Source organism: Streptomyces sp. NBC_00250 (assembly GCF_036192275.1).
Lineage (GTDB): Bacteria > Actinomycetota > Actinomycetes > Streptomycetales > Streptomycetaceae > Streptomyces.
This window is the reverse complement of the sequence record NZ_CP108088.1, coordinates 2,875,451-2,895,121: the sequence shown is the minus strand read 5'-3', so window position 1 is coordinate 2,895,121 and position 19,671 is coordinate 2,875,451. Positions and strand designations below refer to the sequence as shown.

Here is a 19,671-nt window from a genome sequence, read left to right as displayed (position 1 = left end):
CCCCTCGCCCGCGCACCGCACCCGACAGGAACTCCCCTGATGCCCTCTTTCCCGCACCCGCCTCCGTCCCCCGCCCTCGGGCGGAGAGGCTTCCTCGCCCTCGCGTCCGGCGCCGTCCTCGCCGCCGCCGGATGCGCGCCCCAGACCAGCAACGCCGCCCATTCCGTACCGCTGAAGGAACTGCCCACCGGGCCGCCGCCGACCGGTACGTCGCTGACCGTCGCCGTCCGCAGTTCGCGTATTCAATTCGCCGAATCAGGCATCGGGAAGAAACTCCCCTTCACCGTCTCCGAGTGGCCCAATCTGAGCGCGGGACCCGACATCATCCAGGGATTCCGGGCGCGCTCCATCGACCTGGCCAGCAATGCCGGAATTCCGCCGATCCAGGCCGAGGCCATCGGCGTGGAGTCCCGTATCGTCGCCGTGCAGGTGCGCAGGCAGCCCTCGTACGTCTTCGCCACCGCGCCGGGCTCGGCCGTCCGGAGCGTCGCGGACTTCCGGGGCAAGAAGATCGCCTTCTCGCAGGGGCAGGCACAGGGCGTGGTCGTCCTGCGGGCCCTGAAGCAGGCCGGGATAGCCAACGGCGACGTCGACCTCGTCGAACTGCCGAGCACCCAGTTCCTCACCGCGCTCCAGTCCAAGCAGGTCGACGCGGCGCCGCTCGGCGAGCCGACGCTCACCAAGTACCTGTCCCAGTACGCCGCGGACGGCGCCCGCCGGGTGCCCACCGACGTCATCGACCTCCTGACCGTCCTCTGGGCCCCGATCGAGGTGCTGAACGACCCGGCGAAGGCCGCGGCCGTCCGCAGCTTCGTCCCGCTGTGGGCCCAGGGCGTGGTGTGGGCGTGGGAGAACACCGACCGCTGGATCGACGCCTACTACGTCAAGGACCAGGGCGTGAAGGAGGCCGACGGCCGCCGCATCGTCGCCTCCCTCGCCAAACCGCAGTTCCCGGTCTCCTGGGACAAGGCCATCGCCTGGGAGCAGGAGACCGCCGACCTGCTGGCCGAAGGCGGGTTCGTGCCGAAGGTGGACGCCGCCTCGCTGTTCGACCGGCGCTTCGAGGGCCTCGCCTCCGGGGCCGTACCCGCCCAGTACCGGGAGGGATCATGAGCGACTCCCTGACCGACGTCCGCACCCGCGTCCCGGCGGCCGCACCGGCCACGCCACGTGAGGCGGACGGCACGAAGCCCCCCGAGGCCCGGAAGCCCGCCGCCGCGACCCCCGCCACCCTCCCGGTGTCCCGCTCCGGCATCCAGCGGCGGCGACGCCTCGGCCCCGGCCGGAGCGTGCCCTTCGGGCGGCTCCTCGGCCCCGTGCTCGTGGTCGCCCTCTGGTGGGCCGCCTCGGCGGCCGGCCATCTCGACCCGCGCATCCTCTCCGGCCCCGGCACGGTCGTCTCCACGGCCGTCGAGCTGATCGCCGACGGGCGGCTCCAGGGCAATGTGCTGGTCTCCCTGGAGCGCGCCGGGCTCGGTCTGCTGCTCGGGGTCGCCTCCGGTGTGCTGCTCGCCGTGATCGCCGGACTCAGCCGCACCGGCGAGTACCTCGTCGACGGGCCCCTCCAGATCAAACGGGCCATTCCGTCCCTCGCGATGCTGCCGCTGCTGATCCTCTGGCTCGGCATCGGCGAACAGATGAAGATCACCGTCATCGCCCTCGGTGTCGCCGTGATCGTCTACATCAACACCTACGCCTCGCTGACCAGCATCGACAGCCGGCATGTGGAGCTCGCCGAGGTGCTGGAGCTGGGCCGCCTGCAGTTCCTGCGCAAGGTCGTCCTGCCCGGCTCGCTGCCCGGATTCTTCGTCGGGCTCCGGCTCGGCGTCACCTCGTCCTGGCTGGGACTGATCGTGGTCGAGCAGGTCAACGCCACCAGCGGCATCGGCTACATGATGTTCCAGGCCCAGCAGTACGCCCAGTCGGACGTGATCATCGTCGGTCTGGTGGCCTACGGCACCTTCGGGTTCGCCTCCGACGCCCTCGTCCGCGCCGTCGAGAGGAGGGCCCTGTCATGGCGACGCACGCTGGCGGGCTGACGAAGGACCGCGCCCCGCGCCCCGGGGAGCCGGAGGCCGCACCCGACGGGCAGCCCCTCGGCCCCGGCGCCCCCGACGCACCCCCCGCCGTACGGGCCGGGCGCCTGGTCCGCCGCTTCGGCGACCGGGTCGTCCTCAAGGAGATCGATATCGCCCTGGCGGCGGGGGAGTTCACCGCCCTCCTCGGCCGCAGCGGCTCCGGCAAGTCCACGCTCCTGCGCGCCGTGGCCGGCCTCGACCACGACGTCGAGGGCTCGGGAGAGCTGCTCGTCCCCGAGCGGGTCTCGCTCTCCTTCCAGGACTCCCGGCTGCTGCCGTGGCTGCGGGTCCTCGACAACGTGACCCTGGGGCTGCGCGGGCCCGGCGCCCGTGAACGCGGTCTGACCGCGCTCGCCGAGGTGGGCCTCGCCGGCCGCGAGCGGTCCTGGCCGCATGAACTGTCCGGCGGCGAACAGCAGCGGGCCGCACTCGCCCGCGCCCTCGTACGCGATCCCGAACTGCTGCTCGCCGACGAGCCGTTCGGCGCGCTCGACGCACTGACCCGGATCAAGATGCACGACCTGCTCCGCGAACTGTACGAACGCCACCGCCCCGCGGTCCTCCTCGTCACCCACGACGTCGACGAGGCCGTCGAACTCGCCGACCGCGTCCTCGTCCTCGACGAGGGCGAGATCTCCGTCGACCTCGCCATCGACCTCCCCACCCCGCGCGACCGGCGCGACCCGCGCTTCCAGCAGTACCGCGACGCCCTGCTCGCCGCGCTCGGCGTGCACTCCGCACCGCTCGCCCCCGCACCCCGTCCGGAGGACCACCCCCATGCCGCACACGTCTGACCGCCCCGCCCGCAAGCCCCTCCACCTCAATGCCTTCCTCATGTCGGTCGGCCACCACGAGGCGGCCTGGCGTCTCCCCGAGAGCCCCGCCGACGGCGGCACCGGCATCGCGCACTACCAGAACCTCGCCCGCATCGCCGAACGCGGCCTGCTCGACTCGGTCTTCCTCGCCGACAGCCCCGTCCAGCAGGGCGATCCCGGCCGCCGGCCCGTCAGCAAGCTGGAGCCGACCGTGCTCCTCACCGCCCTGGCCGCCGTCACCTCGCACATCGGGCTGATCGCCACCGCGTCCACCAGCTACAACGAACCCTTCAACCTGGCCCGCCGCTTCAACTCGCTCGACCACGTGTCGAACGGGCGGGCCGGCTGGAACATCGTCACCACCGCAGGAGCGGACGCGGCCCGCAACTTCGGCCTCGACGACACCCCGCTGCACCACGAGCGCTACCGGCGCGCGGCCGAGTTCGTCGACGTGGCCACCAAGCTGTGGGACAGCTGGGCCGACGACGCGGTGGTCGCGGACAAGGAGGGCGGGATCCACGCCCGCGCCGACCGGGTCCGGAGCATCGGCCACCGGGGCGAGTTCTTCCGGGTGGAGGGGCCGCTGAACGTCGAGCGCTCCCCGCAGGGCTACCCGCTCCTGGTGCAGGCCGGGTCGAGCGAGGACGGCAAGGACTTCGCCGCCCGCTACGCCGAGGCGGTGTTCACCGCCCAGCAGACCCTGGAGGAGGGCATCGCCTTCTACAAGGACGTCAAGCAGCGGGCGCTCGCGCTCGGCCGCGACCCCGACGGCATCAAGATCCTCCCCGGCATCGTCCCCGTCATCGGCGACACCGAGGCCGAGGCCCGCGAACTGGACGCCGAACTCGACCGGCTCATCGTGCCGGAGTACGCCAAGCGCCAGCTGGCCCTGCGGCTGAAGATCGCGCCCGAGGAGCTGGACCTGGACGCAGAACTGCCCGAGGACATCCCGACCGAGGACGACATCGAGGGCGCGAAGAGCCGCTACACGCTGATCGTGGAGCTGGCCCGCCGCGAACGGCTCACCGTGCGCCAGCTGATCGGACGCCTCGGCGGCGGCCGCGGACACCGGACGTTCGCCGGGACGCCCGAGCAGATCGCCGACACCATCGAGCACTGGTACGTCAGCGGCGCGGCCGACGGCTTCAACATCATGCCGGCCGTCCTGCCCTCGGGCCTCGAAGCCTTCGTCGACCGGGTGGTGCCGCTGCTCCAGGAGCGCGGCCTGTTCCGTACCGAGTACACCGGCACCACCCTGCGGGACCACTACGGCCTTCCCCGGCCCGCCAACCGGCTGTTCGACGGCGCCGGGAGCGAGGGCGCCGAGGCACCCGGCGGCCACCTCGGCACCGGTCTGGTCGAATCCCGGTGAGCGACTGTCCCCCGCACGGGGGTGCCCCGGCCGCCGCACCGTCCGCACCCACCGGGGCGGGCGGGGCGGGGCACCCAAGGACGGTGCGGCCCGGCTGGGCGCGCCGCCTCGGCGGGTACGCGCTCCGCCGCCGCACCGACCTCCTGCTCGCCTTCGGCGCGGCGGCCGTCGCCGCCGTCGCCACCGCCTCGCTGCCCCTCGTCCTCCGCCACGTCGTCGACGGCGTCGCCGGCTCCACCACCACCTCCCTCGCCCCCTGGATCCTGCTGCTCACCGGCATCGGCGCGGTGCGCTTCGGCGGGAGCTTCGTCCGCCGCTACTGCTCCGGCCGGCTCTCCCTCGGGGTCCAGTACGACCTGCGCAACGACGCCTTCGCCGCGCTCCTGCGGCTCGACGGCGCACAACAGGACGACCTGCGCACCGGCCAGGTGGTGAGCCGCTCCATCTCCGACATCACCCTGATCCAGACGCTGCTGCAGTTCCTGCCCAACATGACCGGCAACGCCCTGATGTTCTGCGTCTCGCTGGTCTTCATGGCCTGGCTCTCGCCGCTGCTCACCGTCGTCGCCCTGGTCGTCGGCCCGCTCCTGTGGCTGATCGCGCTGCGCGGCCGGCGCACCCTCTTCCCCGCCAACTGGCACGCCCAGCAGGAGGCGGCTGAGGTCGCCTCCGCCGTCGAGTCCACGGTCACCGGTGTCCGCATCGTCAAGGGCTTCGGCCAGGAGCGGCGCGAACTGGAGGGACTCGAACGCCGGGTCCGGGGACTGTTCTCCTCGCGGCTGCGCGTCGTCGCCTTCACCAGCCGCTACAACCCGGCCCTCCAGGCCGTGCCCGCGCTCGGGCAGGTGGCGGTCCTGGTCCTCGGCGGCTGGCTGGCGCTCGACGGCCGGGTCTCGCTCGGCACCTTCCTCGCCTTCACCGCGTACCTCGGCTCGTTCGTCACCCCGGTCCGCCAGGTCGCGACCCTGCTCACCGTCTGGCAGCAGGCGAGGGCGGGCGCGGAGCGCGTCTTCGAGGTGATCGACGAGGAGCCGGGGATCACCGACCCGCCGACCGCCCGCGACCTGCCCGCCGAGTCCACCACCGCCCCGGGCGCCCCCGGCGCGGACGAACTTCCCGCGCTCGCCTGGGACGACGTGACCTTCGCCCACGGGGCCGGCGAGCCCCTGCTGCGCGGCTTCAGTCTGGACGTGCGCCCGGGGGAGACCCTCGCGCTCATCGGCCCCGCGGGCTGTGGCAAGTCCACCGCCGTCGCCCTGCTGCCCCGCTTCTACGACACGGCGGCGGGCACGGTCCGGGTCGGCGGGCACGACGTCCGCAACCTCACCCTGGCCGGTCTGCGCTCCCGCATCGGCTTCGTCTTCGAGGAGAGCCTGCTGCTCTCCGACACCGTGCGGGCCAACATCGCGTACGGCCGTCCGGACGCCGGTGACGAGGAGATCCGGGCGGCCGCCCGCCTCGCGTGCGCGGACGAGTTCGTCGAGCGGCTGCCCGACGGCTACGACACCCTCGTGGGGGAGCAGGGGCTCACGCTCTCCGGCGGCCAGCGCCAGCGGATCGCCCTCGCCCGCGCCCTGCTCGGCGACCCCGCGGTCCTGGTGCTCGACGACGCCACCTCCGCGATCGACGCCCGCGTCGAGGCCGACATCCACGCGTCCCTGCGCGATGCCGGGCGCCGGAGCACCACCGTGCTCGTCGCCCACCGCGAATCGACGCTGGAACTGGCCGACCGGATCGCGCTCATGGACGGCGGCCGGATCGTGGACACCGGCACCCTGGCCGAACTGCGCTCCCGCTCGGCCCTGTTCCGCTCGCTCCTGGCCGCCGACGGGGAGGAGGGCCGGCCGGAGGAGGCCTCGGCCCCGGCGCGGGGCGTCACCGAGGAGCTGTGGCGGCGCCCCGCGGACTCCGGGCGCGTCCACGACGAGTCCACGGCCGTACGGGCCGCCAACGCGCTCGCCGAGGCCGCGGCCACCGCCGGGCCGGGCCGCGGCGGACCGGGGGGAGGCGTCCTCGGCTCCGCACCGCCGACCCCCGAACTCCTCGCCGCCCTCGAACGGCTCCCGCTGCCCGAGGACGACCCCCGGGTGCCGCTGGAGCAGGCGGTCTCCGCCGACCCCCGGTTCCATCTCGGCACCCTCCTGAAGCCGTTCCGGCTGTCGCTCCTCGCCGGTCTGCTCCTGGTCGCCGTGGACGCCCTCGCGCAGATCGCCGTGCCCGTCCTCGTGCGCCACGGGGTCGACGGCGGCGTCGCCCACCAGGCCCGGGGAGTCCTCCTCGCGGCCTCCGCCGCGGCCGCCCTCGTCGTCGGGCTGAACTGGCTCGTCGGCGTCGCCCAGGTCCGCACCACCGGACGCACCGGCGAGCGGCTCCTCTACACCCTGCGGATCAAGACGTACGCCCAGTTGCAGCGGCTCGGCCTCGACTACTACGAGGGGGAGCCGGGCGGCCGCATCATGACGCGGATGACCACCGACGTGGACGCCCTGTCCACCTTCCTCCAGACCGGGCTGATCACCGCGGTCGTCAGCCTCCTCACCGTCCTCGGCGTCCTGGCCGCGCTCCTCGTCATCGACTCCGGCCTCGCGCTCGTCCTGCTCGCCGCGCTGCCGCTGCTCATCGGCGCGACCGCCGTGTTCCGGCACTACTCCGTCCCCGCCTACCTGGAGGCCCGGGAGCGCATCAGTACGGTCAACGCCTGCCTCCAGGAGAACGTGGGCATGCTGCGCGTCACCCAGGCGTTCCGGCGCGAGGGGCACAACGCCGCCCACTTCGCCGCCCTCGCCTGGTCGTTCCGCGACTCGCGGCTGCGTGCCCAGCGGTACATGGGCACCTTCTTCCCCTTCGTGGAGTTCCTCGGCACGCTCTCCACCGCCGCGGTCCTCGCCGTCGGCGTGGGGCAGGTGCGCTCCGGCGAGCTGACGGCGGGGACGCTGATCGCCTTCCTGCTCTACGTCGAACTCTTCTTCTCGCCCATTCAGCAGCTTTCCCAGGTCTTCGACGGCTACCAGCAGGCGGTCGTCGGGATGAGCCGGCTGCGGGCCCTGATGCGCACCCCCGTCGCCACGCCCCTGGCGGCGGCACCGCGCCGGGTGACCTCGCTGCGCGGCGAGATCGAGTTCGACGACGTGTCGTTCCACTACGCGGGCGGCCGGGAACGGGACGTGCTCCACGGCGTCCGGCTGCGGGTCGCGCCCGGCGAGACCGTCGCGCTCGTGGGCACCACCGGCGCGGGCAAGTCCACCGTCGTCAAGCTCCTCGCCCGGTTCTACGACCCGGTGGCCGGAGTCGTCCGGGTGGACGGGCACGACCTGCGCGAACTCGACCTGACCGGCTACCGCCGCAGGCTCGGCATCGTTCCGCAGGAGCCGCACCTGTTCGGAGTCACCGTCCGGGACGCCATCGCGTACGGCCGCCCGGACGCCACCGACGCCGAGGTGGAGGCCGCCGCCAGGGCGGTCGGCGCCCACGACACGGTGGCCGCCCTGCCGGCCGGCTATCTGACCCCGGTGGGGGAGCGGGGCCACGGCCTCTCGGCCGGGCAGCGCCAGCTGCTCGCCCTCGCCCGGGCCGAACTCATCGACCCCGACGTCCTGCTCCTCGACGAGGCGACCGCCTCGCTCGACCTCGCCACCGAGCGGCGGGTGGCCGCCGCCGTCGACGCGCTCAGCCGCCGACGGACCACGCTCGTCGTCGCGCACCGGCTCACCACGGCCGCCCGGGCCGACCGGGTCGTCGTCCTGGAGGCCGGCACCGTCGTGGAGAGCGGCACGCATGCGCAGCTCCTCGCGGGCCAGGGGCCGTACCGCCGTCTCTGGGACGCCTACCGGCAGGGCACCACCACCCGTACCACCCCGTCCGCCCCCGCGGCGGCGGAGCACCACGACCGACTCGTACAAGGGAGTGCACGATGACCACCGAACACCGCCTGCTGGGCCGCACCGGCGTCCGAGTGAGCCCGCTGTGCCTGGGCACGATGATGTTCGGCGCCCGCGGCAACACCGACCACGCCGACAGCGTCCGCATCATCCACAGGGCCCTGGACTCCGGCATCAACTTCGTCGACACCGCCGACGTGTACTCGGCGGGGGAGTCGGAGACGATCGTCGGCAAGGCCCTCGCGGGCGGCCGCCGGGACGACGTCGTCCTGGCCACCAAGTTCCACGGCAGCCTCGGCGAGGACACCAACGAGCGCGGCAACAGCCGGCGCTGGATCGTCCGCGAGGTCGAGAACAGCCTCCGCCGCCTCGGCACCGACTGGATCGACCTCTACCAGGTGCACCGGCCCGAGCCGGAGACCGACTTCGACGAGACGCTCGGCGCCCTGACCGACCTCGTCCGCCAGGGCAAGATCCGCTACATCGGCACCTCCACCTTCGAGCCCTCCGCCATCGTCGAGGGCCAGTGGATCGCCGAGCGCCGGGGCCGCGAGCGGGTCGTCGCCGAACAGCCGCCGTACTCCCTGCTCGCCCGGGGCGTCGAGCGCGAGGTGCTGCCCGTCGCCCAGCGCTACGGCCTGGGTGTCCTCACCTGGAGCCCGCTGGCGGGCGGCTGGCTCTCAGGCCGCTACCGCAAGGGCGCGGAGCAGCCGCAGTCCAGCCGGATCGACCGCCAGGCCGCCCGCTTCGACATCGCCGACCCGGAGAACGCAGCCAAGCTCGACGCCGCCGAGGCGCTGGCGCAGCTCGCCGACGAGGCCGGACTGAGTCTCGTCCAGCTCGCGCTCGCCTTCGTCCTGGAGCACCCCGCCGTCACCTCGGCGATCATCGGGCCGCGGACCTTCGAGCAGCTGGAGGCGCAGCTCGGCGCCGACCGGATTCGGCTGAGCAGGGACGTCCTCGACCGGATCGACAAGATCGTGCCGCCGGGCACGAACCTGTCGGCCCGGGACGGCGGATACGTGCCGCCCGCGCTGGGGGAGCCGGAGCTGCGCCGCCGAGCGCGTCCCTGACGGCTCCGTTCAGAGCCGGGCCGACTTCAGGGACATGTGGAGCAGCAGGCGGTCCTCGCCGTCGTCCAGGTCCAGGCCGGTGAGCTGCTCGACCCGGGACAGCCGGTAGTAGAGGGTCTGGCGGTGGATGCCCAGGGCCGCCGCCGTGCGGCCCGCCTGGCCCGCGTTGTCGAGGAACACCTCGGCGGTGCGGGCCAGTTCGGCGTGGGCGGGGGCGATGAGCGGTGCGACGGCGGGGTCGATCTCGGGGTGGTAGAGCGCCGCGAGCAGGCGGTACGGGCCGATCCCGGCCCACTCCGCGACCGGGCCGAGCGTCGGCTGGGCCGTGGCGGCGCGGGCCGCCGTGTTGGCCTCGCGCCAGGCCGCCGGGAGCTCGGTGAGGCCCCGGCGGGGGTTCGCGATGCCGGCCGGGGCGGCGGCGCGCAGCCGGTCGGCGGCCGTGTGGGCGGGGGCGAGGTCCTCGGCCGTCCGCAGCCGTACGAGGACGGCGAGGGACTCGCCCTCGGGGAGCGTGGTGACCGCCGCCGCGCCGGGGACCGACCGGATCGAAGGTGCCTCGCCCTGCCAGGGGGTCACGCAGACGACGGTGTGCAGGCCGTCCGCGCTGGGCCCCAGGGCCACCCGGAGCGCGGCGACGGCCATGTCGCTCTGCCAGCCGCGCCCGGCGGTCAGGACCGCTGCGAACTCGCGCGAGAGGTCGGCGTCCGCGCGCTCCTCGTCGGCGAGGAGGTCGCCGATCCGGGTGGCGACCTCCATCGCGGCCGTGAGCTGGTCGGGCGTGGGGCCGGGCTCGGCGTCGAGCAGCCAGACGTACCCGAGGACGACGCCCCGATGGCGTACGGGCAGGCAGAGGCGGTCCCGGAACACGCCGGCGTCCGGGGCGGCCGGGATGCGGACCGGGCCCGTCGCCCGGGTGATGCCGAAGCCCTCGAACCAGGCGCGGACCGCCGGGGTCGACTTCCGGGTCAGGATCGACCGCGTCCGGACGGGGTCCATCGCGGTGTCGTCGTCGCTGTCGTGGGCGCCGAAGGCGATCAGACCGAAATCGCGGTTCTCCAGCGTCGCCGGCGCACCGAGGAGCGCGGAGATCTCGTCCACCAGTTCTTGGTAATCGCCCTTCACAGCGCCATTCTCGCACCCTCTCAGACATATGTATGAGATGCCGCCCACGGATGCGTGACAGCTGTAGATGGCGGACGATCGGAGCGATCCATAGGTTTCACGGTGGTTCTTCGTGCTGTTCCCGTTTTCTTCCGAAAGATCGGGTACGGCACTCTTCGTCACCTGTCCTTCTGGAGGTCCCCGTGCTGGGTCCCGTGATCCTCGCCGCGTCGCGCAGCGACAAGATGCGCCGTTTCGTGTCGGCCGCCCCCGGGACCAAGCAGGTCGTCGCCCGCTTCATCGCCGGTGAGTCGGTCGACGACGTCGTCCCGATCGTCCAGGAGCTGAGCGACCGCGGCCTGGAGGTCACCCTCGACGTCGTCGGTGAGGACATCACCACCGTCGAGCAGTCGCACGCCGCCCGGGACGCCTACCTGGAGCTCATCGGCCGCCTCAAGGAGCTCGGCCTCGGCGAGCGCGCCGAGATGTCCGTGAAGCTCTCGATGTTCGGCCAGTCGCTGGAGAACGGGCACGAGCTGGCCCTCGCGAACGTCCGTCCGGTCGTCGCGGCCGCCGCCGAGATCGGCACCACGGTCACCCTGGACGCCGAGGACCACACCACCCTCGACTCGATGTTCGCCATCCACGAGGAGCTGCGGAAGACCCACCCGCAGACCGGCTGTGTCATCCAGGCCTACCTCTTCCGCACCGAGGACGACGCCCGTCGCCTCGCCGCGAACGGCTCCCGCGTCCGGATCGTGAAGGGCGCCTACAAGGAGCCCGCCTCCGTCGCCATCCAGGACAAGCCCGAGATCGACAAGGCGTACGTCCGGATCATGAGGATCCTGATGGACGGCGAGGGCTACCCGATGATCGGCTCCCACGACCCGCGGCTCATCGCCGTCGGCCAGGAGCTCGCCCGCCGTGCGGGGCGCAAGCTGGACGAGTACGAGTTCCAGATGCTGTACGGCATCCGGAGCGAGGAGCAGCACCGGCTCGCCGCGGAGGGACACCGCATGCGCGTGTACACCGCCTACGGCACCGACTGGTACGGCTACTTCATGCGCCGCCTGGCGGAGAAGCCGGCCAACCTCCTCTTCTTCGTCCGATCCATCCTCACCAAGGGCTGAGCCCACACCCCTCAGAAGGAGTCACGCGACCCATGGACGCTGTCACCCAGGTCCCCGCTCCGGTCAACGAGCCGGTGCACAGCTACGCCCCCGGATCCCCCGAGCGCGCCCGCCTCGAGACCAAGCTCAAGGAGCTGTCCGAGAACCCCCGCGAGCTGCCGATGACCATCGGCGGCGTGAAGCGCCTCGGCGGCGGCGAGGAGTTCAAGGTCGTCCAGCCGCACAACCACAAGGCCGTCATCGGTACCTTCCGCGGCGCCACCACGCAGGACGCCCAGGACGCCGTCGACGCGGCCCTGGCCGCGGCCCCGGCCTGGCGCGCGATGGCCTTCGACGACCGTGCCGCGATCATCCTGCGCGCCGCCGAGCTGCTCGCCGGCCCGTGGCGCGAGACGCTGGCCGCGTCCACCATGCTCGGCCAGTCGAAGACCGCCCAGCAGGCCGAGATCGACACCCCGTGCGAGCTCGTCGACTTCTGGCGCTTCAACGTGGCGTACGCCCGCCAGATCCTGGCCGAGCAGCCGCCGGCGAACTCCCCGGGTGTGTGGAACCGTCTGGACCACCGCCCGCTGGAGGGCTTCGTCTACGCGATCACGCCGTTCAACTTCACGGCCATCGCGGGCAACCTGCCCACCGCCCCCGCCCTGATGGGCAACGTGGTGGTCTGGAAGCCGTCCCCGACGCAGACCCACTCCGCCGTGCTCCTCATGGAGCTCCTGGAGGAGGCCGGGCTGCCGAAGGGCGTCATCAACCTGGTGACCGGCGACGGCATCGCCGTCTCCGAGGTGGCCCTGAACCACCCCGACCTGGCCGGTATCCACTTCACCGGTTCGACCAAGACCTTCCAGCACCTGTGGAAGACGGTCGGCACCAACATCGAGAAGTACCGCTCGTACCCGCGGATCGTCGGCGAGACCGGCGGCAAGGACTTCGTCGTCGCGCACCCCAGCGCCGACCGCGCCATCCTGAAGACCGCACTGACCCGTGGCTCCTTCGAGTTCCAGGGCCAGAAGTGCTCCGCGTCCTCGCGCGCCTACGTTCCGGCCTCCATCTGGAACGACGGCTTCAAGGAGGAGTTCGCCGCCGAGGTCGACGGCATCACCATGGGTGACGTCACCGATCTGTCGAACTTCATCGGTGCCGTCATCGACGAGCGCTCGTTCGCCAAGAACAAGGCCGCGATCGACCGTGCCGCGGCCGACCCGACCTGCACGATCGTCGCCGGTGGCACGTACGACGACTCGGTGGGCTACTTCGTCCGTCCGACCGTCATCGCCTGCACCGACCCGGAGAACGAGGTCTTCAAGGCCGAGTACTTCGGCCCGATCCTGGCCATCCACGTGTACGAGGACGACCAGTACGACGCGATGCTGACCCAGATGGAGTCGGTCTCGGACTACGCCCTCACCGGCTCGGTCATCTCCGGTGACCGCGCGGCGGCCGCGTACACGATGGAGAAGCTCCGCTTCGCCGCGGGCAACTTCTACATCAACGACAAGTCGACCGGCGCCGTCGTCGGCCAGCAGCCCTTCGGCGGCGGCCGTGCCTCGGGTACGAACGACAAGGCCGGTGCGCCGCAGAACCTGATGCGCTGGACGCTGACCCGCGCCATCAAGGAGACGCTGGTTCCGCCGACCGAGTACGGCTACCCCCACATGGGCTGACGCCCCCCGCCTCCGACACGGAGGCCCCCTGACACCGCCCCCCTCCTCGGTCCCCCAACTGAGGACGGGGGCGGTTCTCATGCGGCGGGCTTACGCTGCTGGGAGGGGGCTTCGGTGAGGAGGCACGACATGCCTGGTTCGACGACGATCCGGCCGGGGCACGGAGCCGACGCGGTCGAGCACCTCGACGCGCTGCGCATGACGTCCCTGATGAAGGAGCTGGGTCGGCTGCTGACGGCGACGGGACCCGACCGGATCACCGACGCGCAGGTCGCGGCCCTGTGCGGGGGCGAGGCCGGCCGTCGGGAGGATTTCACCGACTGGGTGGAGCGCGTCGCCCGCGATCTGGAGAAGGCTACGGCCTGACCGGAACGTGCCGCGCGAGGAAGTCGCCGATCAGTGAGGCGATCTGCGGCGCGTGGGTCTCCAGGGCGAAGTGGCCCGTGGGGAGCAGGTGGATCTCGGCGTCCGGGAGGTCACGGCGGAAGGCTTCGGCGCCCGCCGGGACGAAGACCTGGTCGCCTTCGCCCCAGACCGCGAGGAGCGGGACCCGGCTGGTGCGGAAGTACTCCTGGAAGGCCGGGTAGAGGGCGAAGTTGGAGCCGTAGTCGGCGATCAGGCCGAGCTGGATGTCGTCCTGCCCCTCGCGGGCCATGAGGCCGGCGTCGTGGTGCCAGGCGTCGGGGCTGAGCAGGTCGCGGTACTCGGCCGGGACGCCGGTCTCGTACTGCCAGCGGATGCCGTCGAGGGAGCGGATGGCGCGGACCGGCTCCTCGGTCTCGGGGGTGCGCTCCTCGATCAGGGCGAGGACCGGTGCCCAGGCCTCGGCGCCGAGGCCCTCCTCGTACGCGTTGCCGTTCTGGCTGATGATCGCGGTGATCCGCTCCGGGTGGGCGAGGGCGAGGCGCAGGCCGATGGGGGAGCCGTAGTCCTGGATGTAGAGGGCGAACCGGTCGAGGCCCAGGGCCTCGGTGAACTCGGCGGTGAGCGCCGCCAGTTCGGCGAAGGTGTAGTCGAAGTCGGCCGCCGAGGGGGCGGCGCTGCGGCCGAAGCCCAGGTGGTCGGGGGCGATCAGCCGGTAGTTCCCGGCGAGCAGCGGGATCAGGTCGCGGAACATGTGCGAGCTGGTGGGGAAGCCGTGCAGCAGCAGGAGCACGGGGGCGTCGGCCGGGCCCGCCTCGCGATAGGCGATCTCGTGCTCGCGGACCTTGACGGTGCGGTGGTGCGTCGGCAGCACGGTCGTCGCCATCTCTAACCCCTTAAGTGCGTGTGACTGGTTACGAGATGACTCAATCAGCTGCTGGCTAACCTGTCAATGGTCGATGAAGGGTTAGAGAGGGGTGTGGGAGCCTTGGGCGCATGACCGTGAGGATCGCGCCCACCCATGAACTCGGGGCCGGCCGGCTCCACTCCGTACGCGAGCTGCTCGACACCGCCTTCGACGGAGACTTCTCCGACGACGACTGGGACCACACCCTCGGTGGCGTCCATGCCTGGGTCGAGGACGAGCGGGGCGTCGCCGCCCACGGCGCCGTCGTGATGCGCCGCGCCCTCCACCGGGGCCGCTCCCTGCGCGTCGGTTACGTCGAAGGGGTCGCCGTCCGCGCCGACCTCAGGCGCCAGGGGCTCGGCGGCGCCGTGATGGAGGAGCTGGAGCGGGTCATCGACGGCGCGTACGTCCTCGGGGCGCTCGGCGCCTCGGACGCCGGGGCCGCGCTCTACCGGGCACGCGGCTGGCGGGTCTGGGAAGGCCGCCTCGAAGCCATGGGGCCCGAGGGGATCGTCCACCTCGCGGAGGAGGAGGGGTACGTCTTCCTGCGCCCGGCGGCCGGTCGGGCACTGCCCGATCCGGCCGCCGCGCTCGTCTTCGACTGGCGGGACGGCGACGTGATGTGAGGGAGGGCGGTGGGGGTCAGGAGGACTTCGAGCGGTCCTGGTCCACCCGCCCCTTGGTCGTCTCCAGGTGCGAGGTGAACAGGGCGGAGAGCATCGACGCCAGGGCGACGGTGATCGCCAGCCCGCCCATGCCGAGCGTCCCGATGAAGCACATCGCCATCGCGCCGCCGACGATGACGGCCCACACCGCGAGCGCCACCTTGCCGCGGCGGCTCAGGAACAGCCACCGGTGCGGGGCGGCCGGCCGGGCCTCCAGGGCCCCCGCCGGTCCCGCCGTCGCCGCGCGCGGCCGCTTGAAGTAGCCGTACACCAGCCACTCGCCGCACAGTTCCCAGCCCTCGGGCTCCAGCTCGGCCAGGACCTTGGCGCGGCGTCGGGCGCCGATGACCTCGCGGCGGTACTCCCAGCGCAGCGTCGCCGTCGCGGAGCGGCGGCAGACGAACCGGCCGAGGGAGTCCAGGGACTCCACCTCCCAGCCCTGGTCGCCGTGGACGGCGAGCATCCGGCGGTCGTTGAAGAGGTCCGCCGTCCAGGTCCAGCTCTCCGCCTTCCCGTCCGGCTCGCCCGGCAGCGGGGCGAGCCCGCCGAGCCGGGCGGCGAAGGCCGCGGCCGGCCCGAACTCCTCCTCCGGTCGCGTCCCGGTCCCGGAGAGATGCCCGCGCAGGTCCTCGACGGTGGCGGTGATCTGCTCCTCCGGCACTCCCGTGGTGCGCAGCGCGTCGGTGAGCTCGGCGAAGTAGCGGTCGGATTCCGTGGTCATGTGGTGCTTCCCCCTGGGTGGAGCGTGGTCTCGACGGCGCGGTGGAAGCGCAGCCAGTCGCGGCTCTCGGTGGCGAGGTGCTCGCGCCCCCGCGCGGTGAGTCGGTAGTAGCGGCGTCCGGGGCCGCGCTCGGCGGCGCGGAACTCGGCTTCCACCAGACCGGCTTCCTCCAGGCGGTTCAGGACGGGGTAGAGCGTCCCGCCCTTGATCTCGCCGAGTCCCGCCTCGGCGAGTGCCTTGGCGATCTCGTACCCGTAGCTCTCCCCGTCGGTCAGGCGGGAGAGGACGAGCAGGTCGAGGACTCCTTTGAGCCAGCTGGATCTGCGGTCTGCGGCCATGGGTGTATTGGAGCACCAGCTAGGTAGGAATGCAAACTAGGTAGAGAGGCCGATCTCATCGCCCGACCAGCATCTTCCCCAGGTTCTCGCCGCGCAGCATCCCCAGGAACGCGCTCACGATCCGCTCGAAGCCCTCCACGACCGTCACGTCCAGGGGCAGCGATCCGTCGCGCAGGTGCGGCACGGCCAGCTCGTACAGCTCGTCGAGGGCGTCCATGTGGTCACGGACCAGGAAGCCTTCGAGCCGGATGCTCTTGCCGACCACGTCGAAGAGGTTGCGCGGGGCCGGCGGGGGAGCGGAGAGCGAGTGGTACTGGCCCACCGCGCCCACCCAGGCGATCCGCCCGAACGGCCGCAGCGAGCCGATCGCCGCCTCCAGGTGCTCGCCGCCCACCCCCTCCAGGACCGCGTCGAGTCCCTCCGGAGCCGCCTTCGCGAGCAGCTCCGGGACCGGGCCGTCGTGATAGTCGAAGGCGGCGTCGAAGCCGACCTCCTCGGTCAGGTACGCCACCTTGCGCGCCGAACCCGCACTGCCCACGAGCCGTCCCGCGCCCAGCAGCCGGGCGAGCCGGCCCGCCGCCGTGCCCACCCCGCCCGCCGCCGCGGAGACGAACAGGTCCTCGCCCGGCTGGAGCCGCGCGATCCGGGTCAGACCCACGTAGGCCGACAGGCCCGTACCGCCGAGCAGGCTCAGATGCGCGGCGAGCGGGACGCCGGGGCCGAGGTCCGGGACCTTGCGCGCCTCGGCCGGTGCCACCAGGGAGTGGGTCCGCCAGCCCTTGCGGTGCAGGACGAGGTCGCCCGGCCGCAGCGCGGGATCGCGGGAGTCGAGCACCCGGCCCAGGGTGCGCCCCTCCATGGGGGAGTTCAGGGTCCAGATCTCGTCCGAGTCCATCGCCTCGCGGTGGTACGGGTCGACCGACCACTGGACGTTCTCGACGAGGGCGGTGCCGGGCTCCGGCGCCGGGACCGGGGACTCGACGAAGTCGAACAGGTCGGGGGTGGGGAAGCCGGTCGGACGGGCGGTCTGGCGGACGGTGATCATGGTGTCGTTCGTCATGGGGCAGACCGTAGGAAGGAATCCGGCGGCCGGGCAGAGGGTTGGCCCCATGGAACGGACCGATCCATGAATGTCGCTCATACTCCGAGGTGGGAGCCCCCATGACCGATCTCGCGCCCCGCGAGCTGCGCGTCCTCGTCGCCGTCGGGAGCGAGGGCGGCTTCTCGGCCGCCGCCGTCGCGCTCGGCATGACCCAGTCCGCCGTGTCCCACTCCGTCCGCGCGAGCGAACGCAAGCTCGGGGCCGTCCTCTTCGACCGGGGCCGGAACGGGGCGACCCCGACCGCGGCGGGGGAGCGGGCCCTCGGTCACGCGCGGCGGGTGCTGCGGCTCCTGGAGGTGATGGGGGCGGAGGTCCGGGGCGGCGTCTCACCGGACGGTACGGACGGGATCGCCGGCCCGCTGCGCATCGCGGCCTTCCGCAGCGCCGCCCTGCACCTGCTGCCCCGGGCCCTGGCGCGGCTGACCGCCCGCCACCCCGAGATCGTGCCCGAGGTGCGGATCGTACGGGAGGTGGGGCGCGGCGCCGCTGGTGAAGTCCTCGACGGGCGGGCCGACATCGGCATCGCGACCATCGGGACCACCTCGCCCGTGCCGCCGGAGCTGATCGGCGGGGTCCTCGTCGAGGAGGGGTACGCGCTCGTCCACCCCGCGGGCCATCCGGCGCCGCGCACGCTGCCGCTGGTGGACTGGGCGGAGAACTGCACCTCGTACACCCGCGAGTGGTGGGCGGCCCAGGAGTGGCTGCCGGCGGCGACGGTGGAGGCGGAGGACGACGGGGCGGTGCTCTCGATGGTGAGCAGTGGCTTCGGGATGGCCGTGATGCCGGAACTGTCCCTTGTCGGAGCATCGCCCTCGGTGGCGATCACCGATCTCGGCGCGGCCCGCCCGACGCGCTCGGTCGGCTATGTCACCACTCCTGAGCTGGGGCGATCCCTCGCCGTCCGGGCGCTGATCAGGGAGCTGCGGGCCGGCGAGGGTGCGGGGGCGCGCTGATCGCCGTCTCAGATAGTAGGAAGTCCGAGTAATTGTGGAGACAGATGAGGAGAGCTGTCCTAGCTTTGTAGAAGCCGAACGTCTCGCTCCATCAGCGAATGGCGGTCGAGAGCGCGACGCCCCTGTGCAGGCAACCCCTGCGGCGGCGCTCCCCGCCCCTGCCGGCGCCTTCGATCATCACTGATCTCCGCACTTCGGATCACCACTGATCTCAAGGAGTCGATCCCTCATGGCAACTCAGACCGCCCCCCGCGTCCGCCACTCCGCCAACCGTCCCAGCGACGAGGCCCGCCAGAACGCCGCCGCCGCCCTCCAGCGCGCCCTCGACCGCCGTGACAACGGCGGCTCCACCGGCCACTGACCCGCCTTCGACACGTCTTCACCCGGATGGCGCTTCGTCCACATGATGGACGTGACGTGTCAGACGATGGGACGAAGAGTAGGGTGCCGACATGTCTCACAGCATCAATCTCGCAGTCATTCCCGGCGACGGCATCGGCCAGGAGGTCGTGGCCCAGGGCCTCAAGATCCTCGCGGCCGTCCTTCCCCAGGACGTGAAGCTGGAGACCGAGGAGTACGACTTCGGCGCCAAGCGCTACCACGCCACCGGTGAGACCCTCACCGACGCCGACCTCGACTCCCTCAAGAAGCACGACGCCATCCTGCTGGGCGCCATCGGCGACCCGTCGGTGCCCTCCGGCGTCCTGGAGCGCGGCTTCCTCCTGAAGCTCCGCTTCGCCTTCGACCACCACGTGAACCTGCGTCCCTCGAAGCTGCTCCCCGGCGTGGCCACCCCGCTCGCCGGGCAGCCCGAGATCGACTTCGTCGTGGTCCGCGAGGGCACCGAGGGCCCGTACACGGGCAACGGCGGCACCATCCGCAAGGGCACCCCGCACGAGGTCGCCACCGAGGTCTCGGTCAACACCGCCTTCGGTGTCGAGCGGGTCGTCCGTGACGCCTTCGCCCGTGCCCAGGCCCGCCCGCGCAAGAAGCTCACGCTGGTCCACAAGAACAACGTGCTGACCTTCGCCGGCCACCTGTGGACGAACATCTTCACCAAGGTCGCGGCCGAGTTCCCCGAGGTCACGACCGACTACCTGCACGTCGACGCCGCGACGATCTTCCTCGTCACCGACCCGGCCCGCTTCGACGTGATCGTCACCGACAACCTCTTCGGCGACATCATCACCGACCTCGCCGCGGCCGTCTCCGGCGGCATCGGCGTCGCCGCCTCGGGCAACATCAACCCGAGCGGCGAGTTCCCGTCGATGTTCGAGCCGGTCCACGGCTCCGCGCCGGACATCGCGGGCCAGGCCAAGGCCGACCCCACGGCCACGGTCCTCTCCGTCGCGCTCCTGCTGCGCCACCTCGGCTACGAGGCCGAGGCCGTGCGGGTCGAGGAGGCCGTCGCCGCAGACCTCACCGAGCGCGGCGACACCGTCCGCACGACGGACGAGATCGGCGACGCGCTCGCCGCGCGAGTAGCGAGCTGACCCGCGCCTACTGACATC

Annotated in this window: 18 protein-coding genes; 13 read left to right on the top strand and 5 right to left on the bottom strand. The window is 72.3% G+C overall.

Going from position 1 to position 19,671, the window contains the following annotated elements; all coding sequences use genetic code 11:
- Positions 1-39: 39 nt before the first annotated feature.
- From OG259_RS12840 to OG259_RS12815, 6 genes are read left to right on the top strand one after another with little or no spacing between them, the layout of a single operon-like run.
- A complete protein-coding gene (locus OG259_RS12840; protein WP_328942388.1) occupies positions 40-1,113 on the top strand; it encodes an ABC transporter substrate-binding protein in 1,074 nt (357 codons plus the stop codon).
- A complete protein-coding gene (locus tag OG259_RS12835) occupies positions 1,110-2,039 on the top strand; it encodes an ABC transporter permease (RefSeq protein ID WP_328942387.1) in 930 nt (309 codons plus the stop codon). The genes OG259_RS12840 and OG259_RS12835 overlap by 4 nt, the downstream gene beginning before the upstream one ends.
- Entirely contained in the window at positions 2,015-2,872 is an 858-nt protein-coding gene (locus OG259_RS12830) for an ABC transporter ATP-binding protein (protein ID WP_328942386.1), read from the top strand. The genes OG259_RS12835 and OG259_RS12830 overlap by 25 nt, the downstream gene beginning before the upstream one ends.
- Entirely contained in the window at positions 2,856-4,265 is a 1,410-nt protein-coding gene (locus tag OG259_RS12825) for an LLM class flavin-dependent oxidoreductase (protein WP_328942385.1), read from the top strand. Before OG259_RS12830 ends, OG259_RS12825 begins: the two co-directional genes overlap by 17 nt.
- A complete protein-coding gene (locus OG259_RS12820) occupies positions 4,262-8,179 on the top strand; it encodes an ABC transporter ATP-binding protein (protein ID WP_443051952.1) in 3,918 nt (1,305 codons plus the stop codon). Before OG259_RS12825 ends, OG259_RS12820 begins: the two co-directional genes overlap by 4 nt.
- Positions 8,176-9,216, top strand: a complete 1,041-nt coding sequence (locus OG259_RS12815) for an aldo/keto reductase (RefSeq protein ID WP_328942383.1) — start codon at positions 8,176-8,178, stop codon at positions 9,214-9,216. Before OG259_RS12820 ends, OG259_RS12815 begins: the two co-directional genes overlap by 4 nt.
- 9 nt (positions 9,217-9,225) lie before the next feature.
- Here OG259_RS12815 and OG259_RS12810 read toward each other — a convergent pair whose 3' ends face one another.
- Positions 9,226-10,338 carry a PucR family transcriptional regulator gene (locus OG259_RS12810; protein WP_328942382.1) on the bottom strand — a complete coding sequence of 371 codons (1,113 nt, stop codon included), beginning with the start codon at positions 10,336-10,338 and terminating at the stop codon, positions 9,226-9,228.
- Positions 10,339-10,520: 182 nt separating this feature from the next.
- Here OG259_RS12810 and OG259_RS12805 point away from each other — a divergent pair, with 182 nt between their 5' ends.
- From OG259_RS12805 to OG259_RS12795, 3 genes are all read left to right on the top strand, one after another.
- Entirely contained in the window at positions 10,521-11,447 is a 927-nt protein-coding gene (locus OG259_RS12805; protein ID WP_328942381.1) for a proline dehydrogenase family protein, read from the top strand.
- A 32-nt stretch (positions 11,448-11,479) separates the two neighbouring features.
- Positions 11,480-13,111, top strand: coding sequence for an L-glutamate gamma-semialdehyde dehydrogenase (pruA, locus tag OG259_RS12800; RefSeq protein WP_328942380.1), 1,632 nt, complete (start codon positions 11,480-11,482; stop codon positions 13,109-13,111).
- A 129-nt stretch (positions 13,112-13,240) separates the two neighbouring features.
- Positions 13,241-13,477, top strand: coding sequence for a hypothetical protein (locus tag OG259_RS12795; protein ID WP_328942379.1), 237 nt, complete (start codon positions 13,241-13,243; stop codon positions 13,475-13,477).
- On the opposite strand, the gene OG259_RS12790 is transcribed toward OG259_RS12795, so the two are convergent.
- The gene (locus tag OG259_RS12790) at positions 13,467-14,360 is read right to left on the bottom strand and encodes an alpha/beta fold hydrolase (protein ID WP_328942378.1); all 894 of its coding nucleotides are present in this window, start codon (positions 14,358-14,360) and stop codon (positions 13,467-13,469) included. The two genes, OG259_RS12795 and OG259_RS12790, sit on opposite strands and share 11 nt — an antisense overlap.
- A 110-nt stretch (positions 14,361-14,470) precedes the next feature.
- Between OG259_RS12790 and OG259_RS12785 the strand changes: the two genes are divergently transcribed.
- Entirely contained in the window at positions 14,471-15,007 is a 537-nt protein-coding gene (locus tag OG259_RS12785; protein ID WP_328942377.1) for a GNAT family N-acetyltransferase, read from the top strand.
- 16 nt (positions 15,008-15,023) lie between these two features.
- On the opposite strand, the gene OG259_RS12780 is transcribed toward OG259_RS12785, so the two are convergent.
- From OG259_RS12780 to OG259_RS12770, 3 genes are read right to left on the bottom strand one after another with little or no spacing between them, the layout of a single operon-like run.
- Entirely contained in the window at positions 15,024-15,767 is a 744-nt protein-coding gene (locus OG259_RS12780) for a hypothetical protein (protein ID WP_328942376.1), read from the bottom strand.
- On the bottom strand, positions 15,764-16,105 hold the full coding sequence (locus OG259_RS12775) for a PadR family transcriptional regulator (protein WP_328942375.1): 342 nt from the start codon (positions 16,103-16,105) through the stop codon (positions 15,764-15,766). Before OG259_RS12775 ends, OG259_RS12780 begins: the two co-directional genes overlap by 4 nt.
- Before the next feature lie 55 nt (positions 16,106-16,160).
- Positions 16,161-17,165 (bottom strand): NADP-dependent oxidoreductase, encoded by a 1,005-nt coding sequence (locus OG259_RS12770; protein ID WP_328942374.1) that lies wholly within the window; start codon positions 17,163-17,165, stop codon positions 16,161-16,163.
- 101 nt (positions 17,166-17,266) lie between these two features.
- Here OG259_RS12770 and OG259_RS12765 point away from each other — a divergent pair, with 101 nt between their 5' ends.
- The 3 genes from OG259_RS12765 (at position 17,267) to OG259_RS12755 (ending at position 19,653) form a co-directional block, all read left to right on the top strand.
- Entirely contained in the window at positions 17,267-18,160 is an 894-nt protein-coding gene (locus OG259_RS12765; protein WP_328942373.1) for a LysR family transcriptional regulator, read from the top strand.
- Positions 18,161-18,389: 229 nt separating this feature from the next.
- The gene (locus OG259_RS12760; RefSeq protein WP_266897031.1) at positions 18,390-18,521 is read left to right on the top strand and encodes a hypothetical protein; all 132 of its coding nucleotides are present in this window, start codon (positions 18,390-18,392) and stop codon (positions 18,519-18,521) included.
- Between the two features lie 91 nt (positions 18,522-18,612).
- Positions 18,613-19,653: a 3-isopropylmalate dehydrogenase gene (locus OG259_RS12755; RefSeq protein ID WP_328942372.1), complete on the top strand. Its 1,041-nt coding sequence runs from the start codon at positions 18,613-18,615 to the stop codon at positions 19,651-19,653.
- Positions 19,654-19,671: the final 18 nt, after the last annotated feature.

Coding starts and splice junctions, on each gene's coding strand:
- OG259_RS12795 (WP_328942379.1), top strand. CDS start 13,241: ATGCCTGGTTCGACGACGATCCGGCCGGGGCACGGAGCCGACGCGGTC.
- OG259_RS12825 (WP_328942385.1), top strand. CDS start 2,856: ATGCCGCACACGTCTGACCGCCCCGCCCGCAAGCCCCTCCACCTCAAT.
- OG259_RS12815 (WP_328942383.1), top strand. CDS start 8,176: ATGACCACCGAACACCGCCTGCTGGGCCGCACCGGCGTCCGAGTGAGC.
- OG259_RS12835 (WP_328942387.1), top strand. CDS start 1,110: ATGAGCGACTCCCTGACCGACGTCCGCACCCGCGTCCCGGCGGCCGCA.
- OG259_RS12770 (WP_328942374.1), bottom strand. CDS start 17,165: ATGACGAACGACACCATGATCACCGTCCGCCAGACCGCCCGTCCGACC.
- OG259_RS12830 (WP_328942386.1), top strand. CDS start 2,015: ATGGCGACGCACGCTGGCGGGCTGACGAAGGACCGCGCCCCGCGCCCC.
- OG259_RS12755 (WP_328942372.1), top strand. CDS start 18,613: ATGTCTCACAGCATCAATCTCGCAGTCATTCCCGGCGACGGCATCGGC.
- OG259_RS12775 (WP_328942375.1), bottom strand. CDS start 16,105: ATGGCCGCAGACCGCAGATCCAGCTGGCTCAAAGGAGTCCTCGACCTG.
- OG259_RS12765 (WP_328942373.1), top strand. CDS start 17,267: ATGACCGATCTCGCGCCCCGCGAGCTGCGCGTCCTCGTCGCCGTCGGG.
- OG259_RS12780 (WP_328942376.1), bottom strand. CDS start 15,767: ATGACCACGGAATCCGACCGCTACTTCGCCGAGCTCACCGACGCGCTG.
- OG259_RS12840 (WP_328942388.1), top strand. CDS start 40: ATGCCCTCTTTCCCGCACCCGCCTCCGTCCCCCGCCCTCGGGCGGAGA.
- pruA (WP_328942380.1), top strand. CDS start 11,480: ATGGACGCTGTCACCCAGGTCCCCGCTCCGGTCAACGAGCCGGTGCAC.
- OG259_RS12785 (WP_328942377.1), top strand. CDS start 14,471: ATGACCGTGAGGATCGCGCCCACCCATGAACTCGGGGCCGGCCGGCTC.
- OG259_RS12760 (WP_266897031.1), top strand. CDS start 18,390: ATGGCAACTCAGACCGCCCCCCGCGTCCGCCACTCCGCCAACCGTCCC.
- OG259_RS12790 (WP_328942378.1), bottom strand. CDS start 14,360: ATGGCGACGACCGTGCTGCCGACGCACCACCGCACCGTCAAGGTCCGC.